We start from the raw sequence: 22,509 nt of genomic DNA on the forward strand, positions 1-22,509 counted from the left end.
GTTGTTTCAGGCGGTGCGTAAGCCCCGGTTGGCACCCTTGAAATCCGCCCATTGGCGTCCGATTTGGATTTCAGGCTAAAATGCCAAGTTATCCGAATTTTTTCCGCCAGTCCGGTTTCCGGTTGTGCGGGCCACTTTCCGCAAATTCAACAGGAGAATCAACATGGCTGAACGCAAACGCGTGCGTCGTAACACCCTGGAACGCCGTTGCTTGGGCAAGGCTTTCAAGCGCTTGTTCGTCAAGTCGCCCAAGGGCGTGTTCAAGATGCTGGAAAAGATCAAGCGCGTCTAAATGATGCGTTCGGCCGGCAGGTCTCGGACCTGCTTGGCCTGATCAAAGAAAAACCGCAAGGCGCGAGCCCTGCGGTTTTTTTTCGTCAGGCCTGCGGGGCCCCGAGCTTGGGCCGGATGAAATCCATGAACGCGCGGGTCTTGGCCGGCTGGATGCTGGAAGGGAAAACCACATAGATCGAGATCGGATCCACCGACCAGCCCGGCAACACGCGCCGCAGCGAGTTGCGCTGGATGATCGGTTCCAGCGCCAGGCAATGCGGCATGCGCGTGATGGCCAGGTCCAGGCCGGCCAGCGTTCCCGCGATGCTCATGTTGTTGGCGGCCAGATGTCCGTGCACGGCCACGCGCTGCGAAATCGCGCCGTTATTCAGCGTCCAGTACGAATGGGCTTCGTCGATGGTCGTGCGCAGGCACTGGTGCTGCGACAGATCGGCCGGCGTCTGCGGCTCGCCATGACGCGCAATATAGCTGTCGGACGCGTACAGATGCGTTTCCAGCGAAACCAGCTCGTGCACCACGGCGCCCTCGATGGCGCGATGCGGCGTGCCGTTGCCATTGCCGTTGTCGGCGGAGGCGCCCGGATAGTCGGCTTCGCGGCCGAACCGCAGCACGATGTCGAACGGCGTGCCCTGTGCGTCGGAGGCCGTCATCATGCTCAGGTCAAATTCGCATTCCACTTCGGGATAGCGATCGGTGAAATCGCTGATGGTCTCGGGCAGCAGCCAGATGGCCAGGCTGTACGGCATGGAGACGCGCAGATTGCCCGACGGACCGCCCGACAATGACAGCAGTTGCTCGTGCGCCAGCCGGGCTTCGTCGATGAGGCCCTGGCACCGGCGCATGTAGGCCGCGCCCGCGTCGGTCAGATCCAGCCGACGCGTGTTGCGGTTGATGAGCCGCAGCCCGATCGCGCGTTCCAGTTCGTTGATCCGGCGCGACAGCGTCGACGTCGGCATGTCCAGCGCGCGCGCGGCCTGGCTGAAGCTCTTGCGCTTGGCAACCTCCACGAACAAGGCGATGTCATTGAGCTGGACGGTCGAGGCTTCCATAGGCGTTCCGAATTGGGCCGCCCGAGTTTACGCCACGATGCCCTGCGGCCAATGCCCCGCGCAGCGCACGGCATCAAAAAAAACCGCACGGTTTGTCAGATTTGATTGCAAATTCCAAAGCCGTGGAATCGGTTCCCCGAGGCATATCCCCTACACTTCAGGCGAAATCATAAGAACCAAGACCGCAGCGGTTTCTGGAAGATCGCAAGGGGCACAGCAGGCATGACCGATACGCCGATTTTTTTCACCGTTCTGACGCCGACCTACAACCGGGCAGGAACCCTGCACCGCGTCTACGAATCGCTCTGCCAGCAGACTTTCCGGGATTTTGAATGGGTGGTGGTGGACGACGGCTCCACCGACAACACGCACGAGTCCATCCTGCATTGGCAATCGCTGGCGGATTTTCCGATCCGCTATGTCTGGCAGAACAATCAGCACAAGAAGACCGCCTTCAATCGTGGCGTGCGCGAGGCGCGCGGCCAGATGATCGTGGGCCTGGATAGCGACGACGAAATGCCGCCGGACGCGCTGGCCATTTTCCATGAGGCCTGGAACGCAATTCCGCCCGCACGCCGCGACTCGTATTTCGCCATTACCGGGCTGTGCGCGCGGCCCGACGGCACCATCGTCGGCGACCGTTATCCGCAGGACGTGTTCGACAGCACCGCCGTCGACGTGTATTTCCGCTACCGCATCAAGGGCGAGAAATTCGGCTGTATGCGCACGGATATCCTGCGCAAATACCCGTTTCCCGAGGACGTGGCGGGCTTCGTGCCCGAAAGCCTGGTGTGGTGGGCGGTGGCGCGTGCGGGCTATCTCAGCCGCTTCATCAACCGCGTAGTGCGCACCTATCACGACACGCCCGGTGGCCTGAGCCAGGGCGCGGTGTCCGTCAGCAACAACGCCCAGGGCTTGTACCTGCTGGCCTGGGACATGTTGCAGCATCACCTGGAATTCTTCCGCTACCGCCCGCGCGAATTCATGATGGCGGCGGCGCGCTACACGCGTTTTCGCCTGCACCTGAAGCATTCCGGCGTGCCGACGGCCGTGCAGGCCTACCGGCTGACCCATCCGGTCGCGACGTTTCTCGTGGCCGTCATGTACCCGCTGGGGTATGCGCTGTACCGCCGCGATCGGCGTCGCGGCGTGGCCTGACCCAGCCGGCCGACCCGGCAGCCTGCGTCACGCAGGCGCGCCGTGCCCCAGTCCCAGATAGACCTCCACGACGCGCGGATCCTGCGCCACCTCGGCCGCCGGACCTTCCAGCGTCACCGTTCCGGTTTCCAGCACATAGGCGTAATCGGCCACCTGCAGCGCGGCGCGCGCGTTCTGTTCGATCAAGAGGATGGACACGCCCATCTCGCGCAGCCGCGCGACGATGCGGAACACTTCGCGCACGATGCGCGGCGCCAGCCCCAGGCTGGGTTCGTCCAGCATCAGCAGGCGGGGTTTGGCCATCAGCGCGCGGCCGACGGCCAGCATCTGGCGCTCGCCGCCGGATAGCGTGCCGGCCAATTGCGCGCGCCGTTCTTGCAGCCGGGGAAACAGTTCAAAGACCTCGGCCAGCGTCTGGTCCTGGTCGCGCAGGCCACGGCGATAGCGGTCGAAGGCGCCTAGCATGAGGTTGTCCTCGACCGTCATTTCCGCGAAAAGCTCGCGTTTTTCGGGCACCAGGTTCATGCCCGCGGCGACCATCTCCTCGATCTCGGCGTGCTCCTGCGCCTTACCGCCGAAGGTGATGCCGCCCTGCGATGGCAGCACGCCCATGATGGCCGACAGCAGCGTGGTCTTGCCCGCGCCGTTGGGACCGATCACGGTCACGATCTGGCCTTCGCCCACTTCCAGGCTGACGCCGGAGACCGCCTCGACCTTGTCGTAGGCCACGCGCAGGTCGCGCACTTGCAGCAGTTTCGCGCTCATTCTTCCACTCCGCCCAGATACGCTTCAAGCACCGCGGGATTCTGCTGGATCTCGGACGGCAGGCCTTCGGCGATCTTTTCGCCGAAGTCCATGACGACGACGCGATCCACCAGCCCCATCACGAAATCCATGTCGTGTTCGACAAGCAGGATGGCCATGCCTTCGGCGCGCAGGCGCTTGAGCAGCTCGGCCAGCTCGCATTTCTCTTGATAGCGCAGGCCGGCCGCGGGTTCGTCCAGCAGCAGGATGCACGGGTCGGACGCCAGCGCGCGCGCGATCTCCAGAATGCGCTGCTGGCCCAGCGCCAGCGAGCCCGCCTCGTCATGCAGATGCTTGCCCAGCCCCACGCGCTCGACCTGACGCGCGGCTTCGGCCAGCAGGCGCGCCTCTTCGGGCCGGTCCAGCCGCCAGGCGGCCGGCAGCACGCCGCGATGCCCGCGCAGGTGCGCGCCGATGGCCACGTTTTCCAGCACGCTCATGCGGCCCAGCAGCCGCACGTGCTGGAACGTGCGCGACAGACCCAGGCGCGCGATCTTGCGCGCGCCCACGCCGGCAACCGGCTGGCCCAGCAGCGTGACCTGTCCCGACGTCGGCGTATCCACGCCCGAGATCTGGTTGAACATCGTGCTCTTGCCCGCGCCATTGGGGCCGATCAGCGCCAGCACTTCGCCCGCGCGGATCTCCAGGTTCATGGCGTTGTTGGCCACCAGGCCGCCGAACTTGCGCGTCACGTCCACGGCTTTCAGCACCACCTCGCCGCGCGGCGGCATGGTGCGCCGGGGCAGCGGTTCGGCCGTCATGTCGACATGACGCGGCTTGCGCTTGACCGGCACCCAGCGCGTCAGCACCGGCCACAGGCCGCTGCGGGCGCGGTGCAACAGCAGCACCATGCCGAAGCCGAAGACGATCACTTCGAAGTTGCCGGTCTGGCCCAGCACCTTGGGCAGAAGGTCCTGCAGCCATTGCTTGAGCACCGTGAAGACGCCCGCGCCGACCAGCGCGCCCCACACCTGTCCGGCGCCGCCGATGACGGTCATGAACAGGTATTCGATGCCCATCTGCAGGCCGAAGGGGTTGGGGTTCACGAAGCGCTGCATGTGCGCGTACAGCCACCCCGACGCGCACGCCTGCAGTGCCGCGATGACGAAGATCACCATGCGCGAGCGCGCCGTGTCCACGCCCATGGATTCGGCCATTACGCGCCCGCCCTTGAGCGCGCGGATGGCGCGGCCTTCGCGCGAGTCCAGCAGGTTCTGCGTGGACCACACGGCGACCAGCAGGAAAGCCCAGATCAGGTAGTAGATGTTGCCGCCCTGGTTGAGCGTCCAGCCGAACAGGCTGATGGCCGGAATGTCCGGGATGCCGGTGTGGCCGCCCAGCCCTTCGACCGAGCCGAAGACGAAGTACAGCGACAGCCCCCAGGCGATGGTGCCCAGCGGCAGGAAGTGGCCGGACAGCTTGAGCGTGATCGCGCCCAGCAGGTAGGCCAGCGCCAGCGTCAGCGCCAGGCCGGCCAGCAGCGTGAGCCAGGGCGACGCGCCCAGCCAGCCAAGCCACGACGGCAGCGTGTCCGCGCGCGTGGTCAGCAGCGCCGTGGTGTAGGCGCCCACGCCCACGAAGGCGGCCTGCCCGAAGCTGGTCAGGCCGCCGACGCCGGTCAGCAGCACCAGACCCAGCGCCACCAGCGCATACAGGCCGATGTAGTTCAACAGCGTGACGTAGAAAGGCGGCAGCACCAGGGGGCCGAGCGCCAGCAGGGCCAAAAAGGCGAGGAGGATGTGGCGCGGGGTCATTCGTCTTCTTCCTCGACGTGATGGCTGTTGAGTGAACGCCAGAGCAGCACGGGGATGATCAGCGTGAACACGATGATTTCCTTGTAGGCGCTGGCCCAGAACGACGAGAAGGCTTCGATCAGCCCGACCAGCACGGCGCCCGCCGCGGCGAGCGGATAGCTCACCAGCCCGCCGATGATCGCGCCCACAAAGCCTTTCAGGCTGACCATGAAGCCCGAATCGAAATACATGGTGGTGATGGGCGCGATCAGGATGCCCGACACGGTGCCGATCAACGCGGCCAGAAAGAACGTGGCCTTGCCCGCGAACACGGGCGAGATGCCCATCAGGCGCGCGCCGATACGGTTGAACGCCGCGGCGCGCAGCGCCTTGCCGTACATCGAGCGTTCAAAGAACTGGTACAGCACGACGATCAGCACCACCGACACCGCCACCACCCACAGCGCCTGGCTGTTCACGTTGATCGGACCGAGCGTCATGCTGGCGTCGCTGAACGGCGCGGTGCGCGCGCCTTCCGCGCCGAACGCCAGCAGGCCCAGGCCGACCAGCGCCAGGTGGACCGCGATCGAGACGATCAGCAGCACCAGTGTCGAGGCCGATGCGATCGGCTGATAGAACAGGCGATAGAGCTGCGGACCCATCGGCACCAGCAACAGCAGCGTCAGCAGCGCCTGCACCGCCATCGGCAGTTGCGCGAGCGGCAGGCGGTACAGCAGTAGCGCCAGCGCCAGCGGATAGATCACCTTGGCCGCCATGCGCCAGTGGGTGCGGCCGCGCGCGGGGCGCTTGCGGCGCGCCATCAGATCGGCGATGACCTCGGCCAGCGCGAACGCGAGCAGCAGCCAGACCAGCAGGATGGGCTTGCCGGCCTGCATGGCGGCCATGGTGAGCGCGCCAAAGGCGACGAACTCGCCCTGCGGGATGAACAGGACGCGGGTGACGGTGAAGACGAGCAGGATGGACAACGCCAGGAGCGCGTAGATGGCGCCATTGGTGATGCCGTCCTGCCCGAGTATCAAGGCAATCTGAGCATTCATGCGAAATTCCGAAAAGCTGATTTCCCCCCCGAAGCGCTGCGCGCTTTCCCCCAGGGGCATGCCTGCGGACCGGCGGAGCCGGATCCGCGGCATCCCGATGGGACGCGCGGAGCCTGCTTCCTGGCGACGCCCCGCAGCGCATGTGAGCGTGGGGGGGAAATCTTTTTACTTGACCAGGGTCCAGTTGCCGTCCTTGACGGTGATGAGCTCGCGGCCGCGTTCGTCAAAGCCGCTGTGGTCGGCGGCGCTCATGTTGTAGACGCCTTGCGTGCCCACCAGCTCCTTGGTCTGTTCCAGCGCGTCGCGCAGGGCGCTGCGGAACTCCTTGGTGCCCGGCTTGCCGGCCTTCTCGGCGATCGGCACGGCCTTTTCCAGCAGCAGGCCGGCGTCATAGACGTTGGCGCCGAAGGTGGCGGGCTTGGAGCCGTTCAGCTTTTCGTAGGCGGCGATGTACTCGGTGGCCACCTTCTTGGACGGGTTGCTGTCCGGCATTTCCGGCAGCACCAGCATCAGGCTGGCGGCCAGCACCGTGCCTTCAACCTTCTTGCCGCCCAGCTTCAGGAAGTCGGGCAGCGCGGCGCCGTGGGTCTGGTAGAACTTGCCCTTGTAGCCCTGATCGAACAGCGTCGTCTGCGGCAGCACGCTGGCAGCGCCAGGGGCGGCGACCAGCACGGCGTCGGGCTTGGCGGCCAGGATCTTCAGCGCCTGGCCGGTGACCGAGCTGTCAAAGCGCAGGTAGCGTTCGTTGGCGGCGATCTTGATGCCCTTTTCCGCGGCCAGGCCCGAGAACACCTTGTACCAATTCTCGCCATAGGGATCGTTCAGGCCGATGAAGCCGACCGTCTTGATGCCGGTCTTGGCCATGTGGTCCACCAGCGCGCGCGCGATGATGTCGTCGTTCTGCGTGGTCTTGAACACCCACTTCTTCTGGTCGTTCATCGGCAACACCACCGCGGCGGTGCCCACCGGCGCCAGCATCGGCACGCCGGCCTCGGCCGCGAACTGGATCACGCCCATGGCGTTGGGCGAGCCCGACGGCCCGATCAGCGCATCCACGTTCTGCTCCGAGATCAGCTTCTTGAAGGCCGTGACCGAGTTCGTGGAATCGCTGGCGTCGTCCAGCGAGATGTATTCCACGGTCAGGTCGCCGATCTTCTTGGGCAGCAGCGGCACCGTGTTCTTCTGCGGAATCCCGACCAGCGCGGTGGGGCCGGTGGACGAGGTGACCACGCCGACCTTGACTTGCGCCAGGGCGGGCAGGGCGAACAGGGCGGCGACGGCGGCGGCAGCGGCCAGGGGGAGTTTCTTCGACAGCATGGCAAAACCTCCGGGGTAGGGAGCAGAGTGGGAGTGCGGCTGGAAAGCGGAGAAAACGGGAACTGCGGGAATACTTGTTGCTTAAACTTTCTTACGTTCAAGGATCAGCACTGTAGACCCGGGTCCCGGTGCTTACCTATCCGTCAAAACCCGAAGCGCGGGGCGGTCAGATGGTGATGGAGCTGACGCTGGCGCCGCCGCAGACGAACAGCGTCTGGCCGGTGACGAAGCTGTTGGCGGGATCCGCGAAGAACATCACGGCGCGCGCCACGTCGTCCGAGCGGCCCAGGCGCTTGACCGGAATGCCCTCGGCAAGCTGGCGTTCGCGTTCGCTGCCGGCCTCGATCACCTCGTAGAACATGTCGGTCTGGATCGGGCCCGGCGCCACCACGTTGACGGTGATGCCGTATGGCGCCAGTTCCAGCGACCAGGTGCGGGCCATGCCCACCATGCCGGCCTTGGTGGCCGAATAGGCGGTGCGCTTGGGCAGGCCCAGCGCGCCGCGCGACGACATCATCACGATGCGGCCGAACTTGCGTTCCTGCATGCCTGGCAGCGCGGCCTGCACCAGGCTGATGGCGGCGCCCAGATGGATCTGCGTCAGACCATGCAATTCTTCCTGCGTGACCTGCGGCAGCAGATTCGGCCAGATCACGCCGGCGTTGTGGATAACGTGGCTGATCGGAAATTGGGCGGCGGCTTCGGCGCCCGCCTGCGCGGTCGCGGTGGCGTCCAGCAGGTCGACCTGCACGTTGTGCAGGCGCGGATGCGAGAAGTCAGCGGCGCGGCGCGCCATCGAGATCACCTCGTAGCCCGCGTCCAGCATGCTGCGGCAGATTTCCGCCCCGATGCCGGCGCTGCCGCCGGTCACGATGGCCACATGGGTTTGCGTCATGGTTCCCCCTTGATTTATTGGTATGGTCCGGCAGCGATCAGGCCGTGGGCGCCAGCGCCAGCACGCGCAGCGGACTGCCCGAGCCGCTGCGGATCTTGAGCGGCGCCGAGAAGATCACCGCGCCGGTGGCCGGCAGCTGGTCCAGGTTGGTCAGGCACTGCAGGCCGTAGCGGTTGTTGCCGTGCATGTAGTAGTGGCAGGGGTAGGGCGGATCCAGGTGCTGGGCTTGCCCCGCGTCCGTGCCCACCGACTCTGTGCCGAACCCGTGCACGTCGCGCTCCTTGATGAGCCAGGGCACGACCTCGGCATCCGGGCCGGGCGAATGCGCGCCGTCGGCCTGCATGTTCAGGTAGTCGGCGGGCTTGGCGCGCTTGGACCAGTCGGTGCGCATTAGCACCCACGACCTTGCGGGGATGCGGCCGTGCTGTTCTTCCCATTTCTTGACGAAGTCGATGGTCAGCAAAAAGTCCGGATTGCCGGCCGCTTCGGCGGAACAGTCGATCACGCAGGCGCTGGCGATGAAGGCGTCGATGGGAATCGTGTCCACCGTGTTGTCCGGCTGGTCCTTGCCCGTGACCCAGTGCGCGGGGGCGTCGAAGTGCGTGCCGGTGTGTTCCGAGCACGAGAAGTTGTTCCAGTACCAGGCCGGCCCGCGCTCGTCATAGCGCGAAATCTCCTCGATCCGGAACGGCCACGCCTGGCCGAATTCGGGCGGCAGCACGATGGTCGGAAACTCCGGCGTCAGCGTCTCGGTCAGGTCCACCAGGCGGATGCGGCCGGAGACCAGCTCGGTCATGAATTGGGCAAGAATGGGTTGACTCACGGTGCTCTCCTGTTGGTGCTTGTTGGGGGACGACGCGTGGGGCAGGCGGTCAGCCGCCCGCGCCCAGATCCCGTTCCAGTCCCTTCGGGTTCTCGGCCAGCCGCGTGCGGAATTCCTGCGCAACGTCGCCCACGTACACGTCTTCGATACCGTCCTTCAGCGCGCGCACAATCGCGGCGGCGATCGCAGCCGGCGCCACGCGCGGCGGCGGCGTGCGCTGTTCCCATTCGTGATCGACCGGGCCGGGAAACACGTTCACCACCCGCACGCCCGCGCCACGCATTTCGGCGCGCAGGCATTGCGCCAGCGATAGCGCGGCAGCCTTGGACGCGGACCACATGCCGCGCGATGGCAAGTTCATGTGCGCGTAGATTGACAGTACGTTGACCCACGCGGCGGCGTTGTTCACGCCGTCGGCGGCGCGGCCGCACAGCGCGGGGCCGAAGCTCTGCGCCAGCCGCATCAGGCCCAGTACGTTGACGTCCATCGCGTCGCGCGCGGTGTTCACGTCCTTGCGGCTAAGCAGTCCGCCTTCGCGCTCCAGGTCCGCCGTGTTCACCAGGATCTCGACTTTGCCGCCAATCGACGCGGCCACACGCTCGACGGAATCGGTGTCGGTCACGTCCAGCGTCACCGCCTGCACGCGCGGATCGGCCGCCAGCGCGTCAAACGCGGCGTCGCGTTTCCACGCCTGCGGATCGCCCAGAAAGATCATCGGGCTGCCCGCGTCCAGCAGCGCGCGCGCCACGGCCTGACCGACGGCCGACTTGCCGTCCGTGACCAGCACGCGGCGGAATTTCGGATCGCACGAGGTCTCGCGCAGTGTCTTGTCGTCTTCCATGTTCGGCGTATTCCTTTCGGGCAGGGCGATCATCACGGCCTGGCCGCTGCGGTCCAGTTTCAACGCGAGGCGCACACGCGCGCCATCGGCGCAATCCTGGTGGACGTGCGCCACGACGGACGGACCGGCGTCCATCCGCACCGTGCCCACGCGCCAGGGCAGGCGTTCGCGGAAATACAGGTCGTTGCTGTGATGGAGCGTGGTGCTGACCAGCAGCACGCCGTTCGGATCGGCGGGCCGCCACGGCAGGTGTTCCGACAGGCAATGGCCGCAAACTTCGCGCGGCGGGTACTGCACCGTGCCGCACTCGGCGCAGGTCTGCAGATCGAAGCGCCCTTCGGCGGCGGCAGCGGTCAGCCCCAGCGCGCTGCGGCTGCGCGAGCCCGGCGGCAGCGTGGGCTGCCGGGTGCGCGCGACGGGATTCTTGCGAGGCGGCTTGGCCAGCGGCTCGGTCATGCGTCGCTCCTTGCCAGAATCGCCGCGGCCGTGCACAGCCCGCGGTCGTAATTGATCATGCCGAAGCCGCTCACCATGCCCAGCTTCGCATCGCTGACCTGCGTGCCGCCGGCCGTGCCGGTCAACTGGCGCAGCGCCTCGACCATGCCCAGATAGCCGCCGGCTGCGCCGGCCTGGCCGACCGACAACTGGCCGCCATTGGTGTTGAACGGAAAGCTGCCGTCCACGGTAAAGGTGTTGTCCCGCACGAATTGCGGCGCGGCGCCTTTTTTGCAGAAGCCCAGGTCTTCCATCTGCATCAGGTTGATGACGGGATAGTCGTCGTAGGCCTGCAGGAAATCCATGTCGGCCGGCGCGGCGTTGGCCTGCCCGTACAACTCGTCCACGTCCATGGTCCAGCCTCCCCGCGTCTGGATCGGATCGTCGATCCAGGCGTTGTGGCGCTCGATGGTCGACAGGATGCGCGCGTAAGGCAGCTTCAGCGCGCGGGCGCGGTCCTCGCTCATGACCAGGAATGCGTCGGCCCCGGCGCACGGCATGACGCAGTCGAACAGGTGGATCGGCTCGGTGATGACGCGCGCGTCCAGATACTGCGCCAGCGTCAGCGGCTTTTTCATCAGCGCGTGCGGATAGCGCAGGGCGTTGTCGCGCTGGGCCACGCAGAGCTTGCCGAAGTCTTCGCGCGTGGCGCCCGTCTCGCGCATGTAGTTGGCGGTCAGCAGGGCAAAGCTGGCGTTCGGGCCGCCCGCGCCGTACGGGTAGACGGCGTCCTGCGCAAAGCGCGAGAACTGGCTGACCGTGTTGCGGAACGAGTCCACGTGGTTCGTGTCGCCGGCCAGGCAGGCCACGACGTTGGCATCGCCCGCCTGCACGGCGCGCGCCGCACGACGCAGCGCGGCCACGCCGCTCGCGCCGCCCATCGGAATATGATCGAGCCAGCGCGGCGTCATGCCCAGATGCTGGACCAGACCGACCGCGGTGTCGGGCGCGAGCGTGAAGCTGGACACGCACAGGCCGTCGACGTCGGTCTTGGCCAACCCGGACTGCCGGATCAGCGCGCCCAGCGCGCGGCCCAGCCACCAGTGCGCGGCGTGCGTGGAATAGCGTTCGTACGGAATCGTGACGGGCAGGGCCGCCACCACGCCGTCGTAGCCCAGGCGGCTCATCGGTGGGCCCCTTCGGCCGGACGCTTCTTCAGATGGCAGGTGTCCACGCAGCGCGCCGTGCCCGGCAGGCCGGGCGCCAGCGCCTTCATTTCGCCGCGCTGGATCTTGTTGGTGGTGGTGAGCGGCAGGCTGTCCACGAACGCGACATAGCCGGGCGCCTTGTAGTAGGCCAGCTGCGACAGCGACCATTGCACGATGCTGCGTGCGGCCTCGGCCATCGCATCCGCGTCGGCGGGTGCGGCCTCGGGCACCACGCACGCCAGCACTTCGTCGCCGCGCACCGGGTCCGGCACGGCGGCCACCGCCACGGCCTTGACCAGCGGATGCTGCATCAGCACGCTCTCCACTTCCACGGCCGAGATGTTCTCGCCGCTGCGGCGGATCACGTTCTTCTTGCGGTCCACGAAGCGCAGCGCGCCGTCGGCCTCGCGGCGCACGATGTCGCCGGTGTGGAACCAGCCGCCTTCCCAGGCTTCGTCGGTGGCGGCCTTGTCCTTCAGGTAGCCGGCAAAGAAGCCATAGCGCGGATCTTCCCCTGCGTGGCGCACCAGCAGTTCGCCGGGTTCGCCGATGGCGGCCGGTTCGCCCGCGTCGGTCACGATGCGCACCTCCACGTCAGCTTCCTCGCTGCCGAAGCTGCTGGTGCCGACGTGGCGCGGTTCCTGATTGGCGATGATGACGGCGCCCGCGCCGGTCTCGGTCATGGCCCAGGCTTCCAGCAGCGGAAAGCCGAAGCGCGCCTCGAAGGGCGCATGCAGCTTGCGGTCCACGCCCGCGCCGAAGCCGAAGCGGATGGCCGGCTGCAGATCCTGCGGGGTGGGCTCGGCCTTCATCAGAATGGCGGGCATGACGCCCAGATAGTGCAGTACGGTGGCGCGCGATTCGCGCACGCTGTCCCACCACGAGCGCGGGTGGAAGCGGTCCAGCGGAATCAGGCAGCTGCCCGTCAGCACCATCGCCATCGCCGAATACGCCATGGCGTTCATGTGCACCAGCGGCAGCGGCGTCAGCATGCGTTCCTGTCCCGGCCGCAACGCGGCAAGCCCGCCAATGCGTGCGTACCAGCCGCCCGCGTGCAGGAAATAGCGGTTGGGCAGGATGCAGCCTTTCGGCCGGCCGGTCGTGCCGGACGTGTAGAGCAGCGCGCACTCGGTCAGTTCCGACAGCGCCGTGCCTTGCAATGGCGCCGCGAACGGCGCGGCGGGCGGCGCATCGTCCGGCCCCATCACGCGCAGCTCGCGGCCCGCGCGTTGCGCGGCGGCCAGCAGGTCCGCGTGGCGCCCAGGCAGGGCGACCGCCAGCGCGATCTCGGAGTGGCCAGCCAGGTACTCCAGTTCGGCGGCGCGCAGGTCCGGGTTGATCGGCACGACCGACACCCCCAGCGCGTTCAGCGCGAACCAGTGCAGGAAGAAGGCGGGCCGGTTCTCCAGCAGTAGGCCCGCGCGGTGTCCATGGCCGTAGCCCGCGGCGGCATATGCGGCGCGCAGCGTCTCAATGGCGTCGGCCGCTGCGGCGTAGGTCAGTTCCCCCGCAGCGATGCCATAGGCCGCGGCGGTTTCGGGCAGGATGCACAGGAACGGCTGGCCGCCGTGGCGGGAGGCGGTGTTGGCAAATGCCTGGTGGACGGTGGCGGTCACGGTCCGCTCCTACATGAACAGTTGGATGTTGCCGAAGGCCGCGTCGCAGTTGACGAGGTCCACGCGCTTGAGCCGGATGCGCAGCGCGCCTTCCTGCTCCACCAGGTGATGCGTCGCCCAGCCCGCATACAGCGTCTGCGCGTCCTGCCGCGTCTCGACGTAATGGAAGGCGGTGCGCACGACGTGACGCCCCTCAGATGGCGCGGCCTCCGGGTGGTCATGTTCGACCGCGGGCGCCTGCAGCAGATGATGGCAGCGGCTCTTGGGCTGCTGCGAAAACGTGCGCTGGCCCGCCAGCCGCTCCACACGCACGCGCAGTAGCAGCTTGTCTTCATACATCAGCGACGCATGCAGCTTCGCATCGGTCTGGCCGTGCGCCAGCGGCATCCAGTAGTAGCCGTCCTCGGTGTACAGGTCCAGCCAGTCCTCGAAGCGCAGCTCATCCAGCAGGCGCGCCTCGGCGTAGACAAAATCGATCAACTCGCGGTCACTTGCGCTCATACCGACTCCGGCCCGGTCATGTAGCGGCCCCATGCGCGATATTGGTTGCGCATCTGCCATTCGTTGGTGCCATTGGTGACGACGTTCTTCTGGTCCGCTTCGCCGGGCGCGTAGAGCCGCCCCACGTTCACCCAGTCCCGCGCACGCGAATGCAGGCCGTCCTGCGCGCGTTCGTACATTTCGAGGTCGTCGTGGCCGACCACGGACGTCGGCGCATTGATGAGCCGGTTGTACATGAGGGTGCGTTCCAGCAGCAGGTCCGGCGCGCCCACCAGGCGGAAGGTCCAGGACTCCACCAGCGTACGGTCGGCGGCAATCGGCTTGAAGATCCGCAGCGTCTGGATCGGACCCTTGACCATGATGTTGGGGAAGTAGACGGTGTTGTGGCGCACGTCGCCCAGGATCTGCTTGGCGCGGTCCTCGCCATAAGCCTCGACCATCGACTCCCAGTAGCCGGGAATGCCGGAGTACGACGCGTGGATCGAGTCCGACACGCCCGTATGCCCGTGGCCGTTTTCCCAGACGCGGATCCCCATGTTCTCGAAGAACTCGTACGGCGAGATGAACGGCGCGAACAGTTCCACCGCCATCGGCTTGGGCGTGCCTTCAGGCGCCTGTTCCCAGACCTTGACCGCCGTGCCCGCCGACGATTCGTGCGCAACCATTGGATGGCAGGTGTCGGTCTGGTTGTCGACCAGCATCTTCCAGTTGCAGCGGTGCATGTAGCGCAGCACGCCGCCGGCGACCTCAAGGCGGCCTTCGGGCGACCGGTCCACCATGTTGTCCAGCGTGGAAAGCGAGTCGCCGAAGAATTCCTCGAACGACTGGCCCTCGGGATTCAGGCGGCAGAACACAAAGCCGCGATGGTTGCGCACGTCCTTGACGGCGGCCATGCCCTGGCTGGCTTCGCAGTTTTCGAGGCCGGTATTCTCGTAGCCCTTTTTCAGCGGGATCGACAGCAGGCTGCCGTCGGTCTTGAAAGTCCAGGCGTGATAAGGGCAGCGAAAGAACTTGCCCGTGTTGCCGCAGGCCTCGCCCGCGACCATGGTGCCCTTGTGCGGGCAGCGGTTGTGCAGCACGCGCACCGTCTTGTCGCTGTGGCGCACCATCACCACGGGCTGGTTGCCGACGGTGGTGGTGACGTAGTCGCCCGAATTGGGCACCTGGCTGTCGTGGCCGACGAAGACCCAGGTGTTGGCGTACAGGCGCTCCATTTCCAGGTCGAACAGTTCCTGGTCAATGAAAAGGTCCTTGTGCACCTCGGTGTCGCGGAGCAGCGCGCGGATGGCGTCGGGATTGTCGCGGTATTTGGCCATGATGGCTTCCTCGTCGGGCTTACAGGTCCAGCACCAGGCGCGCGGACTTGGCGCGCGAGATGCAGATCTGGATGATCTTGCCGCTGGCCTTTTCGGTATCGGACAGGTAGTAGTCGCGGTGATCGGGCTCGCCTTCCAGCACGGTGGCTTGGCAGACGCCGCATTCGCCGCGCTTGCAGTCGTACATCGGGTCGCAGCCTTCGTCTTCCATGACCTCGACGATGGTCTTGTCGGCGGGAATCGTCAGCACGCGGCCGGACTGGCGCAGTTCGACCTCGAAGGCCTGGTCGCCGGCCTGCGCGGCGGCCGTGGTGAAGAGTTCGAAATGGATGTGGGCGTCGGGCCAGTGGCGCGCGTGCGCGCCCTGGATGACGGCGTCGATCAGGCCCTTCGGGCCACAGACATACAGGTGCTGGCGCGGGTTGGACGCGGCAAGCAGCGCCTGCAGATCGAACCGGCTGGACGGATCGTCGTCGGCGTGCAGCGTCAGGTCGTCGCCCGCCAGCGCCTGCAGTTCAGGCAGGAACGCAAGCTGGTCCTTGCTGCGGCCGCAGTAGTGCAGATGGAAGGCGCGGCCGGCTGACTTGAGCGCGGCGGCCATGGACGCGATGGGCGTGATGCCGATGCCGCCTGCGATCAGCACGACCGGCTCATCGCCCGCGGGGGATTCATGCAGCGGAAAGTCGTTCTTGGGGCCTTCCACGGTCAGGACGTCGCCCTCGGCCAGCGCGTGCATGTGGCGCGATCCGCCCTGACTGGGGTCTTCCAGCCGCACGCCCAGGCGATATTCCGCCGGCTCGGCAAAGCGGCCGGCTTCGGGCGCCAACTGCACCAGCGAATAGCAGCGCGGATCGCGCAGGCCCGGCACCGTCACCTTCAGGTGCGCGCCGGGGCCAAACGCGGGCAACGTGCCGCCGTCTTCGCGCGCCAGCCGGAACGAGCGGATCAGCGGTGATTCCTGCCGGACTTCCCGGACGATCAGTTTGAGTGTCTGCACGATGTCTGTCTCTTTCTGGTGTCGGCCTCAGGCGGCCAGTTTTTCCGCGATCTGGCGTTCCATGGGCTCGCACTTCACGTTGGCGAGCGCGGTGTCGCGCAGCGCGCGCAGCGCGTCGGCGGCATCGGGGCGGCCAACCAGCTGGTCCGCAGCCGCGATGAGCTGCCGGTATTTGCCGCCGCCGCGCACATGGGTGTCGCTGTAGCCCTTGACCAGGCGGCGGCAGTTGACGGTTTCGACGGCCAACGCGTAGTCGCGCGGGGCCAGCCGCGCCACCAGCGCCAGCCACGATTCCAGCGATTCGCTTTCGATCTGATGACGCAGCGTGCTGCGGCGGAAGCGCCGCATGCCGGCCAGCGTGTACAGCATCAGGAATCCGCCCAGCGTGCCGCTGCGCAGGCGGCGGCCCTTGCCGAGCCGGCGTTCGACGAAGCCGCCGAAGGCCTTGGAGTTTTCCAGCCAGCGGCCCAGCCGCACCGGCAACGTGCCGCAGATTTCTTCCAGCCGGGGATGCATGAATTCGGTCGTGTCGACGAGCTGGCCGGCGCGCGCGCCGACTTCCGTGCGCACGCGGTCAAAGCGCGTGCCGCGGGTCTTGAGGTCCGCCACGCGGATCACGTCGTCGTAGGCCATGGCGGTGGCCACGTAACGCGCCGCGGCGCAGGTCAGCGCCCATTGGTGCGCGTCGCCGCCGTGCTGCGCATCCAGGTCGCGGATGGCCTTCATGCGGCGCAGGTAGTCTTCGGCGTAGGGCAGATCCTGGAATTCGATCTGGCGGCGCACGCCGGCGGTCAGCATGGGCTGGGCACAGGCGGGGAAATCGCGCCGGATGGCGTCCAGCAACGCCTGCGCGCGCGGGCTGGCGGCGCGCTCGGGTACGTCCGGAACAGGGCGCGTCAGGTCGATGGCGGCAGGCTGCCCGGGCGCCGAGTTGGCCGACTCGAAACCCAGCGCAAAGGCGCGCAGGCTGGCGTCCACGCCCAGGCCCGCGCGGCGCACGGTGGCCTCGAAGTCGTCACGAGTGAAGGGCAGGGCGCCGCTGCCGGCCACCGCGCCAAACAGGCTGGCGCTGATGACGCTGCCGGCGCGGTCGGCCAGGTCCTGCAGATCAAAGCACAGGAAGCGCCGCGCCGCCGCGCGGCCGGCTTCCAGCACCTTGTTGGGATCGGCGATGCCGTTGCCGGGCGCGGACTTCTCGCTGACGGCAAAACTGCGGTGCGACGACGCGATCAACACCGTGCGGTCGGGCGTCACGAGGCCGCGCTGGATGGCCCGGCCGCCTTCCATCAGTTCGGCCGCCACCACCAGGTCCACGTCGCCCGGCGTGGGCATCAGCGCCAGCGCGGGTTGGCGGCCGGCGCGCTGCACATCGGCCTCGGGCAGCAGTTCCAGGTAGTAGATCGTGGCGCCGGTGCGCTGCGCCACGCCGGGCACCGAGGTGGTCTGCGCCCACCAGCCGGCGTGCTCGGCCATGTCGACGATCCAGTCGGCCAGCACGCCGCCGCCCTGGCCGCCCATGGCCAGGATCGCGATCTTGATGGGGTTGCCTTGCTGCATCACCGCCGCGTTCATGTTGCTGGGTTCCTCAAAGCGCGCTTTGCGCCAGACGCGCCGCGCGGCGCCGTTGCAGGAAGCCGATCACCGCGCCGCGCATGCGCGCCAGGAAGCGGTCGGCGCCGGTCGGGTTGTGGATGATGTCGGCACGGTAGAACGACGGACACAGCACGGCCGCGTGCGCGACCTCGCCGCAGTTGCCGCAGCCCACGCAGCTGCTTTCCACGTGCGCGACCGGGTCTTCCTTGAGCGGATCGCCGCTGTCCTTGACCGTCAATGACGGACACCCGGACAGCCGGATACAGGCGTGATCGCCGGTACAGACGTCGGGATCCACGCCAAAGCGTTCCTTCACGACCCGCTTGCCTTCCTTGACCGCCTTGTTGAACAGGGGTTTGACGCGCCGCTGCTTGTTCAGCATGCATTCGGACTGCGCGATGATGACCTTCGGGCCCTTGATGTCGGTGGTCAGCGCCTCTTCGATGGTGGCGCGCACCTTGGCCACGTCGTAGGTGCGGTCCAGCGTGCGCACCCACTTCACGCCCACCCCGCGCACGGCCTGGTCGATCGGGTTGTTGGTCGAGCGATCGGGGTTGTCGGCGCGCGAGGACAGGATGTCCTGTCCGCCGGTAGCCGACGCGTAGAAGTTGTCCACGATGACGATGACGCCGTCGTACTTGTTGAACACCGCGTTGCCAATGCCCGACGCCAGCCCGTTATGCCAGAAGCCGCCGTCGCCCATGATCGAGATGGGCCGCTTGGCGGCCGGCACGTTGAAGGCGGCCGCGCTGGAAGCGCCCAGGCCGTAGCCCATCGTCGTGGCGCCCAGGTTGAAGGGCGGCAGGATGGAAAAGAGATGGCAGCCGATGTCGCACGAAATGTGGTGCTGGCCCAGCGTTTCCTGCGCCAGCGTCAGCGCGGAAAAGATGGGCCGCTCCGGACAGCCCGTACAGAAGCCCGCGGGCCGCGGCGGCACAACGGCCGCCAGGCCTTCGACGTGCTTGTGGAAGGTGATGGGCTGCTCGGCGGGGCGCGGCGGCTTGGGGCGCGAGACCTCGGTGATGGTGAGCTGGGGCTCGGGCTGCACTTCTGCCTGCGCATCCACCGCTACCGCCGGATGCGTCTGCAGCGATTCCGGCCGGTTGCGCTTGAGGAATTCCCGCAGGCCGTCGCGCATGACCTGGGTCGTGTATTCGCCCGCCATCGGCAGCACGTCCTTGCCGGACAACTGCGTGCTCACACCGGCGCGGCGCAGCACTGCGTGCAGGTTCTGCTCGATGTAGTCCGGTTGCCCTTCTTCCAGCAGCAGCACGGCGCGCTTGCCGCGGCAAAAATCGATGACCTCGTCCTCAATGACGGGGTAGGTCACGTTCATCACGTACAGCGGGATGCGGCTGTTGCCGAAGTTGTCGGCCAGGCCCAGCAATTGCAGCGCGCGGATCACGCCGTTGTACAGACCGCCTTGCAGGATCAGGCCGATGTCGTCCTGGTCGCCGTCAAAGTGCTCGTTGAGCTGGTTTTCCTTGATGTAGCGGATGGCGGCCGGCCAGCGCTCCTTGATCTTTTCCTGCTCGTGCAGGAACGAGGCCGGCGGCAGCACGATGCGGCTGGTGTCGCGCGCCGGGCTTTCCAGCGCCTTTGCCAGGCTGAACGCCGGGCGCTTGTTTTCCTTGGCGATGAAGCGGCCATGCACATGACAGCCGCGGATGCGCAATTGCAGCATCACAGGCGTCTTGCTGGCTTCCGAAAGCGCAAAGCCGTCTTCCACCGCCTTGACCATGCTTTCCAGGTTAGGGCGCGGATCCAGCAGCCAGATCTGCGACTTCATGGCGAACGCGTGCGAGCGTTCCTGCATGATCGACGAGCCTTCGCCGTAGTCTTCGCCCACGATGACGAGCGCGCCGCCGGTGACGCCACCCGAGGCCAGGTTGGCCAGCGCGTCGGAGGCGACGTTGGTGCCCACCGTGGATTTCCAAGTCACGGCGCCACGGATCGGGTACATGACGGAGGCGGCCAGCGTGGCTGCGGCGGTGGCTTCCGAGGCGCTCGCCTCGAAGTGCACGCCCAGTTCCTGCAGGATGTCGTTGGCGTCGGCCAGCACGTCCATCAGATGCGAGATCGGCGAGCCCTGATAGCCGGCCACGTAACCCACGCCGGATTGCAGCAGCGCCTTCGTGACGGCAAGAATCCCTTCGCCGCGAAATTCCTCGCCCGCGCCGATGCGCAGTTGCTGGACTTCTTTCTTGAAAGACCTTTCCGCCATCTTGGATCCCTTTCGCGGACCCCGTCGGGATCCTTAATCCGTGCTGCCGTGCAGCATCGTCTTGCCACGAAAACATCGCCTGAAAAATACTTTAGGAGTCAACGTTTTAGCTGTCAATAAAAAAGATGAAATTTCATGGAAATTAAAAAATATCACGCAAAAACAAGGGTGTATATACTGGTTGTTCTCTAGGTTTTTGACGGATTGAGGGCGCTGCAATGGTGCAAAAACGGGTTGCGATTTGGGGTATACCCTGTGCTGCGCAACAGCATTGCGGTACATCATGGCGCACGGCTGCGCCGTCGTGGTGCAATGCGCTTTTCGGCAACGGGGCAGGCCTTCGAAATGGGTGCGTGGGAGCAAACCAACATGCAGGCAGATAAGCCACGCGGCACGCGCGCCGCCGCAACGGGCCCGCGGTTCGTCGACGGCTACCTGGCCTATCTGCTTGCGCAGGCCAGTCAGCGCATCTCGGCGGAATTCCATCAACAGGTCAAAGCCGCAGGCCTGTCCGTAACCGAATGGCGCGTGCTCGCCAGCTTGCAAGGCAGCGCCGGCGAAACCATCGGCAGCCTGGCCGTGCTGGCCATCACCAAGCAGCCCACGCTCAGCAAGGTCGTGCAGCGCATGGAGGCCGACGGTCTGGTGGCCCGCACGGGCGTGCGAGCCGACCGCCGCCAGACGCGGGTTTGCATCACGGCCAAGGGCTCCAACCTCATCGGCGGCCTGTGCGATCAGGCTTTGCAGCACCAGAAGGCGGTGCTGGCGCCCTTCGGCGAAGAAAAGGCCGCGCTGCTGATCGACATGCTGGACGTGCTGATGACCGAACACGTTCCCCTGGAACTTCCCATCGACCCGGACGAATAACGCCGTCCGTTGCAAGCGCGCACTCGAACGTCGTTTGGTCCGATTATTTTGTTACATGCTTATGCGTCCCCGGTTGTCGTTCCCCAGTGAAAACAATCGCCGGTACGCGCAAACCCTGAATTGACGCGGGTCTTGTGGGTAGGCACACTCGCGCCGGTATTCAGACTACTGTCAGGAGTTGACACTTATGCGCCGCACTTTGATTGCTATCGCGATCGCCGCCGCCGTGGCAGTGCCCTCGATCGGGCAAGCCAAGACCTTCCGCTGGGCCGCCCAGGGCGACATCCTCACGTTCGATCCGCACTCGCAGAACGAAGGCATGACGATCGCCGCCAACAGCTACATCTACGAGCCCCTGGTCGACTACGACAAGTCCTTCAAGGTGTCGCCGCGCCTGGCCACCGAATGGGAGCAGGTGTCGCCCACGCTGTACCGCTTCAAGCTGCGCCCCAACGTCAAGTTCCATGACGGCGCCGCGTTCACGGCGGACGACGTCGTGTTCTCGATCCACCGCGCCATGGCGCCCACGTCGAACTACAAGGCCTACACCACCGGCATCAAGGAAGCGCGCAAGATCGACGACCTGACCGTCGAGATCGAAACCTCGGCGCCCAACCCCGTGCTGCTGCGCCAGCTGACCAACGTGTTCATCATGAACAAGGCCTGGTCCGAAAAGAACAACATCGCCAAGCCGCAGGACTTCGTCAACAAGGAAGAAACCTACGGCGCGCGCAACACCAACGGCACCGGTCCCTACAAGCTCAAGAGCCGCGAAGTCGACGTGCGCACGGTCTTCGAGGAAAACAAGGACTGGTGGAACAAGGCCGGCAAGGTCGGCAACGTGACCGAAGTCGTCTTCACGCCGATCAAGCAAAACGCCACGCGCACCGCCGCGCTGTTGTCCGGCGAGATCGACTTCGTGCTGGATCCGGCCGCGCAAGACCTGGACCGCCTGCGCCAGTCGCAGAAGGTCGTCGAGGGCAACGAATACCGCACCATCTACCTGGGCCTGGACCAGAAGCGTCCGGAGCTGCAGTACTCCAACATCAAGGGCAAGAACCCCTTCCAGGACGTGCGCGTGCGCGAAGCGCTGTACCGCGCCATCGACGTGGACGCCATCAAGCGCGCCGTGATGCGCGGCCTGTCGGCGCCCACCGGCACGATGATCGCGCCGCAGGTGCATGGCTGGGCCGAGTCCGTGCACAAGCGCGTGCCCTACGACCCCGAAAAGGCCCGCGCCCTGCTCAAAGAAGCCGGCTACGACGGCACGCTGAACTTCACGCTGGACTGCCCGAACAACCGCTACATCAACGACGAAGCCATCTGTCAGGCCGTCGTCGGCATGTGGGCCAAGGTCGGCGTCAAGGCCACCATGAACGCCATGCCGCGCTCCACGTACTTCCCGAAGGTGCAGTCGTTCGACACCAGCGCCTACCTGTTCGGGTGGGGCGTGCCCACGTTCGACGCCATGTACACGCTGCAGAACCTGATCCGCACCAAGGGTGAGGGCGCCGACGGCATGTACAACCTGGGCAACTACAGCAACAAGGAACTCGACGTCATCATCGATCGGATCAAGACCGAGACCGATGAGAAGAAGCGCGACGCCGACATCATCACCGTGCTGGAAGGGCACGCCAAGGACTTCGGGCATATCCCGCTGCACGACCAGGTCATCCCCTGGGCCATGCGCAAGAACGTCACGGTCATCCACCGTGCCGACAACCGCCTCGTTGCCGATTGGGTCAAGGTTGACTGATCCAGGCTAACCAGACGGCGG

General features: G+C 66.2%; 19 protein-coding genes. 4 read left to right on the forward strand and 15 right to left on the reverse strand.

The window, feature by feature from the left end; all coding sequences use genetic code 11:
• Positions 1-163 precede the first annotated feature (163 nt).
• Positions 164-292, forward strand: a complete 129-nt coding sequence (locus tag B2W22_RS16525; RefSeq protein ID WP_006226408.1) for a hypothetical protein — start codon at positions 164-166, stop codon at positions 290-292.
• 85 nt (positions 293-377) lie between these two features.
• On the opposite strand, the gene B2W22_RS16530 is transcribed toward B2W22_RS16525, so the two are convergent.
• On the reverse strand, positions 378-1,343 hold the full coding sequence (locus B2W22_RS16530; protein ID WP_175123229.1) for a LysR family transcriptional regulator: 966 nt from the start codon (positions 1,341-1,343) through the stop codon (positions 378-380).
• Between the two features lie 222 nt (positions 1,344-1,565).
• Between B2W22_RS16530 and B2W22_RS16535 the strand changes: the two genes are divergently transcribed.
• Positions 1,566-2,501, forward strand: coding sequence for a glycosyltransferase family 2 protein (locus B2W22_RS16535; RefSeq protein WP_175123228.1), 936 nt, complete (start codon positions 1,566-1,568; stop codon positions 2,499-2,501).
• 27 nt (positions 2,502-2,528) lie between these two features.
• Here the strand turns inward: B2W22_RS16535 and B2W22_RS16540 are convergent, their stop codons facing one another.
• The 14 genes from B2W22_RS16540 to B2W22_RS16605 all read right to left on the reverse strand — a co-directional run bounded on the left by B2W22_RS16540 (position 2,529) and on the right by B2W22_RS16605 (position 19,862).
• Complete coding sequence (locus tag B2W22_RS16540) at positions 2,529-3,266, reverse strand: ABC transporter ATP-binding protein (protein ID WP_175138827.1); 738 nt, start codon at positions 3,264-3,266, stop codon at positions 2,529-2,531.
• A complete protein-coding gene (locus tag B2W22_RS16545) occupies positions 3,263-5,059 on the reverse strand; it encodes a branched-chain amino acid ABC transporter ATP-binding protein/permease (RefSeq protein ID WP_286938817.1) in 1,797 nt (598 codons plus the stop codon). Before B2W22_RS16545 ends, B2W22_RS16540 begins: the two co-directional genes overlap by 4 nt.
• Positions 5,056-6,096 (reverse strand): branched-chain amino acid ABC transporter permease, encoded by a 1,041-nt coding sequence (locus B2W22_RS16550; RefSeq protein WP_175138825.1) that lies wholly within the window; start codon positions 6,094-6,096, stop codon positions 5,056-5,058. Before B2W22_RS16550 ends, B2W22_RS16545 begins: the two co-directional genes overlap by 4 nt.
• A gap of 165 nt (positions 6,097-6,261) precedes the next feature.
• Entirely contained in the window at positions 6,262-7,413 is a 1,152-nt protein-coding gene (locus B2W22_RS16555; RefSeq protein ID WP_239215412.1) for an ABC transporter substrate-binding protein, read from the reverse strand.
• 166 nt (positions 7,414-7,579) lie between these two features.
• Positions 7,580-8,308 (reverse strand): SDR family NAD(P)-dependent oxidoreductase, encoded by a 729-nt coding sequence (locus tag B2W22_RS16560; protein ID WP_286938820.1) that lies wholly within the window; start codon positions 8,306-8,308, stop codon positions 7,580-7,582.
• Between the two features lie 37 nt (positions 8,309-8,345).
• Positions 8,346-9,131: a cyclase family protein gene (locus B2W22_RS16565; RefSeq protein ID WP_152383539.1), complete on the reverse strand. Its 786-nt coding sequence runs from the start codon at positions 9,129-9,131 to the stop codon at positions 8,346-8,348.
• A 49-nt stretch (positions 9,132-9,180) separates the two neighbouring features.
• Positions 9,181-10,428, reverse strand: a complete 1,248-nt coding sequence (locus B2W22_RS16570; protein WP_286938823.1) for an SDR family NAD(P)-dependent oxidoreductase — start codon at positions 10,426-10,428, stop codon at positions 9,181-9,183.
• Entirely contained in the window at positions 10,425-11,594 is a 1,170-nt protein-coding gene (locus tag B2W22_RS16575) for a thiolase family protein (protein WP_286938825.1), read from the reverse strand. The genes B2W22_RS16570 and B2W22_RS16575 overlap by 4 nt, the downstream gene beginning before the upstream one ends.
• On the reverse strand, positions 11,591-13,231 hold the full coding sequence (locus B2W22_RS16580; RefSeq protein ID WP_286938827.1) for an AMP-binding protein: 1,641 nt from the start codon (positions 13,229-13,231) through the stop codon (positions 11,591-11,593). The genes B2W22_RS16575 and B2W22_RS16580 overlap by 4 nt, the downstream gene beginning before the upstream one ends.
• Positions 13,232-13,240: 9 nt before the next feature.
• Positions 13,241-13,732 (reverse strand): aromatic-ring-hydroxylating dioxygenase subunit beta, encoded by a 492-nt coding sequence (locus B2W22_RS16585; RefSeq protein ID WP_286938829.1) that lies wholly within the window; start codon positions 13,730-13,732, stop codon positions 13,241-13,243.
• Positions 13,729-15,048 (reverse strand): aromatic ring-hydroxylating dioxygenase subunit alpha, encoded by a 1,320-nt coding sequence (locus tag B2W22_RS16590; RefSeq protein WP_239215405.1) that lies wholly within the window; start codon positions 15,046-15,048, stop codon positions 13,729-13,731. Before B2W22_RS16590 ends, B2W22_RS16585 begins: the two co-directional genes overlap by 4 nt.
• 19 nt (positions 15,049-15,067) lie before the next feature.
• Positions 15,068-16,045 carry a PDR/VanB family oxidoreductase gene (locus B2W22_RS16595; protein WP_239215403.1) on the reverse strand — a complete coding sequence of 326 codons (978 nt, stop codon included), beginning with the start codon at positions 16,043-16,045 and terminating at the stop codon, positions 15,068-15,070.
• A gap of 27 nt (positions 16,046-16,072) precedes the next feature.
• Positions 16,073-17,617: an indolepyruvate oxidoreductase subunit beta family protein gene (locus B2W22_RS16600; RefSeq protein WP_286938832.1), complete on the reverse strand. Its 1,545-nt coding sequence runs from the start codon at positions 17,615-17,617 to the stop codon at positions 16,073-16,075.
• Between the two features lie 13 nt (positions 17,618-17,630).
• On the reverse strand, positions 17,631-19,862 hold the full coding sequence (locus tag B2W22_RS16605; protein ID WP_286938833.1) for an indolepyruvate ferredoxin oxidoreductase subunit alpha: 2,232 nt from the start codon (positions 19,860-19,862) through the stop codon (positions 17,631-17,633).
• A gap of 369 nt (positions 19,863-20,231) precedes the next feature.
• On the opposite strand from B2W22_RS16605, the gene B2W22_RS16610 reads away from it, so the two are divergent.
• Together B2W22_RS16610 and B2W22_RS16615 are read left to right on the forward strand one after the other, a co-directional pair.
• The gene (locus B2W22_RS16610; RefSeq protein WP_056569521.1) at positions 20,232-20,729 is read left to right on the forward strand and encodes a MarR family winged helix-turn-helix transcriptional regulator; all 498 of its coding nucleotides are present in this window, start codon (positions 20,232-20,234) and stop codon (positions 20,727-20,729) included.
• A 187-nt stretch (positions 20,730-20,916) separates the two neighbouring features.
• Positions 20,917-22,488, forward strand: coding sequence for an ABC transporter substrate-binding protein (locus tag B2W22_RS16615; protein WP_175138817.1), 1,572 nt, complete (start codon positions 20,917-20,919; stop codon positions 22,486-22,488).
• The last annotated feature ends 21 nt before the right edge of the window (positions 22,489-22,509 follow it).

The sequence above is a fragment of the Achromobacter sp. UBA4530 genome, from assembly GCF_002388205.1.
In the GTDB taxonomy this organism is placed as follows: Bacteria; Pseudomonadota; Gammaproteobacteria; order Burkholderiales; family Burkholderiaceae_B; genus Achromobacter; species Achromobacter animicus.

Coding starts and splice junctions, on each gene's coding strand:
- B2W22_RS16585 (WP_286938829.1), bottom strand. CDS start 13,732: ATGAGCGCAAGTGACCGCGAGTTGATCGATTTTGTCTACGCCGAGGCG.
- B2W22_RS16535 (WP_175123228.1), top strand. CDS start 1,566: ATGACCGATACGCCGATTTTTTTCACCGTTCTGACGCCGACCTACAAC.
- B2W22_RS16550 (WP_175138825.1), bottom strand. CDS start 6,096: ATGAATGCTCAGATTGCCTTGATACTCGGGCAGGACGGCATCACCAAT.
- B2W22_RS16525 (WP_006226408.1), top strand. CDS start 164: ATGGCTGAACGCAAACGCGTGCGTCGTAACACCCTGGAACGCCGTTGC.
- B2W22_RS16615 (WP_175138817.1), top strand. CDS start 20,917: ATGCGCCGCACTTTGATTGCTATCGCGATCGCCGCCGCCGTGGCAGTG.
- B2W22_RS16605 (WP_286938833.1), bottom strand. CDS start 19,862: ATGGCGGAAAGGTCTTTCAAGAAAGAAGTCCAGCAACTGCGCATCGGC.
- B2W22_RS16530 (WP_175123229.1), bottom strand. CDS start 1,343: ATGGAAGCCTCGACCGTCCAGCTCAATGACATCGCCTTGTTCGTGGAG.
- B2W22_RS16590 (WP_239215405.1), bottom strand. CDS start 15,048: ATGGCCAAATACCGCGACAATCCCGACGCCATCCGCGCGCTGCTCCGC.
- B2W22_RS16575 (WP_286938825.1), bottom strand. CDS start 11,594: ATGAGCCGCCTGGGCTACGACGGCGTGGTGGCGGCCCTGCCCGTCACG.
- B2W22_RS16570 (WP_286938823.1), bottom strand. CDS start 10,428: ATGACCGAGCCGCTGGCCAAGCCGCCTCGCAAGAATCCCGTCGCGCGC.
- B2W22_RS16540 (WP_175138827.1), bottom strand. CDS start 3,266: ATGAGCGCGAAACTGCTGCAAGTGCGCGACCTGCGCGTGGCCTACGAC.
- B2W22_RS16555 (WP_239215412.1), bottom strand. CDS start 7,413: ATGCTGTCGAAGAAACTCCCCCTGGCCGCTGCCGCCGCCGTCGCCGCC.
- B2W22_RS16600 (WP_286938832.1), bottom strand. CDS start 17,617: ATGAACGCGGCGGTGATGCAGCAAGGCAACCCCATCAAGATCGCGATC.
- B2W22_RS16545 (WP_286938817.1), bottom strand. CDS start 5,059: ATGACCCCGCGCCACATCCTCCTCGCCTTTTTGGCCCTGCTGGCGCTC.
- B2W22_RS16560 (WP_286938820.1), bottom strand. CDS start 8,308: ATGACGCAAACCCATGTGGCCATCGTGACCGGCGGCAGCGCCGGCATC.
- B2W22_RS16610 (WP_056569521.1), top strand. CDS start 20,232: ATGCAGGCAGATAAGCCACGCGGCACGCGCGCCGCCGCAACGGGCCCG.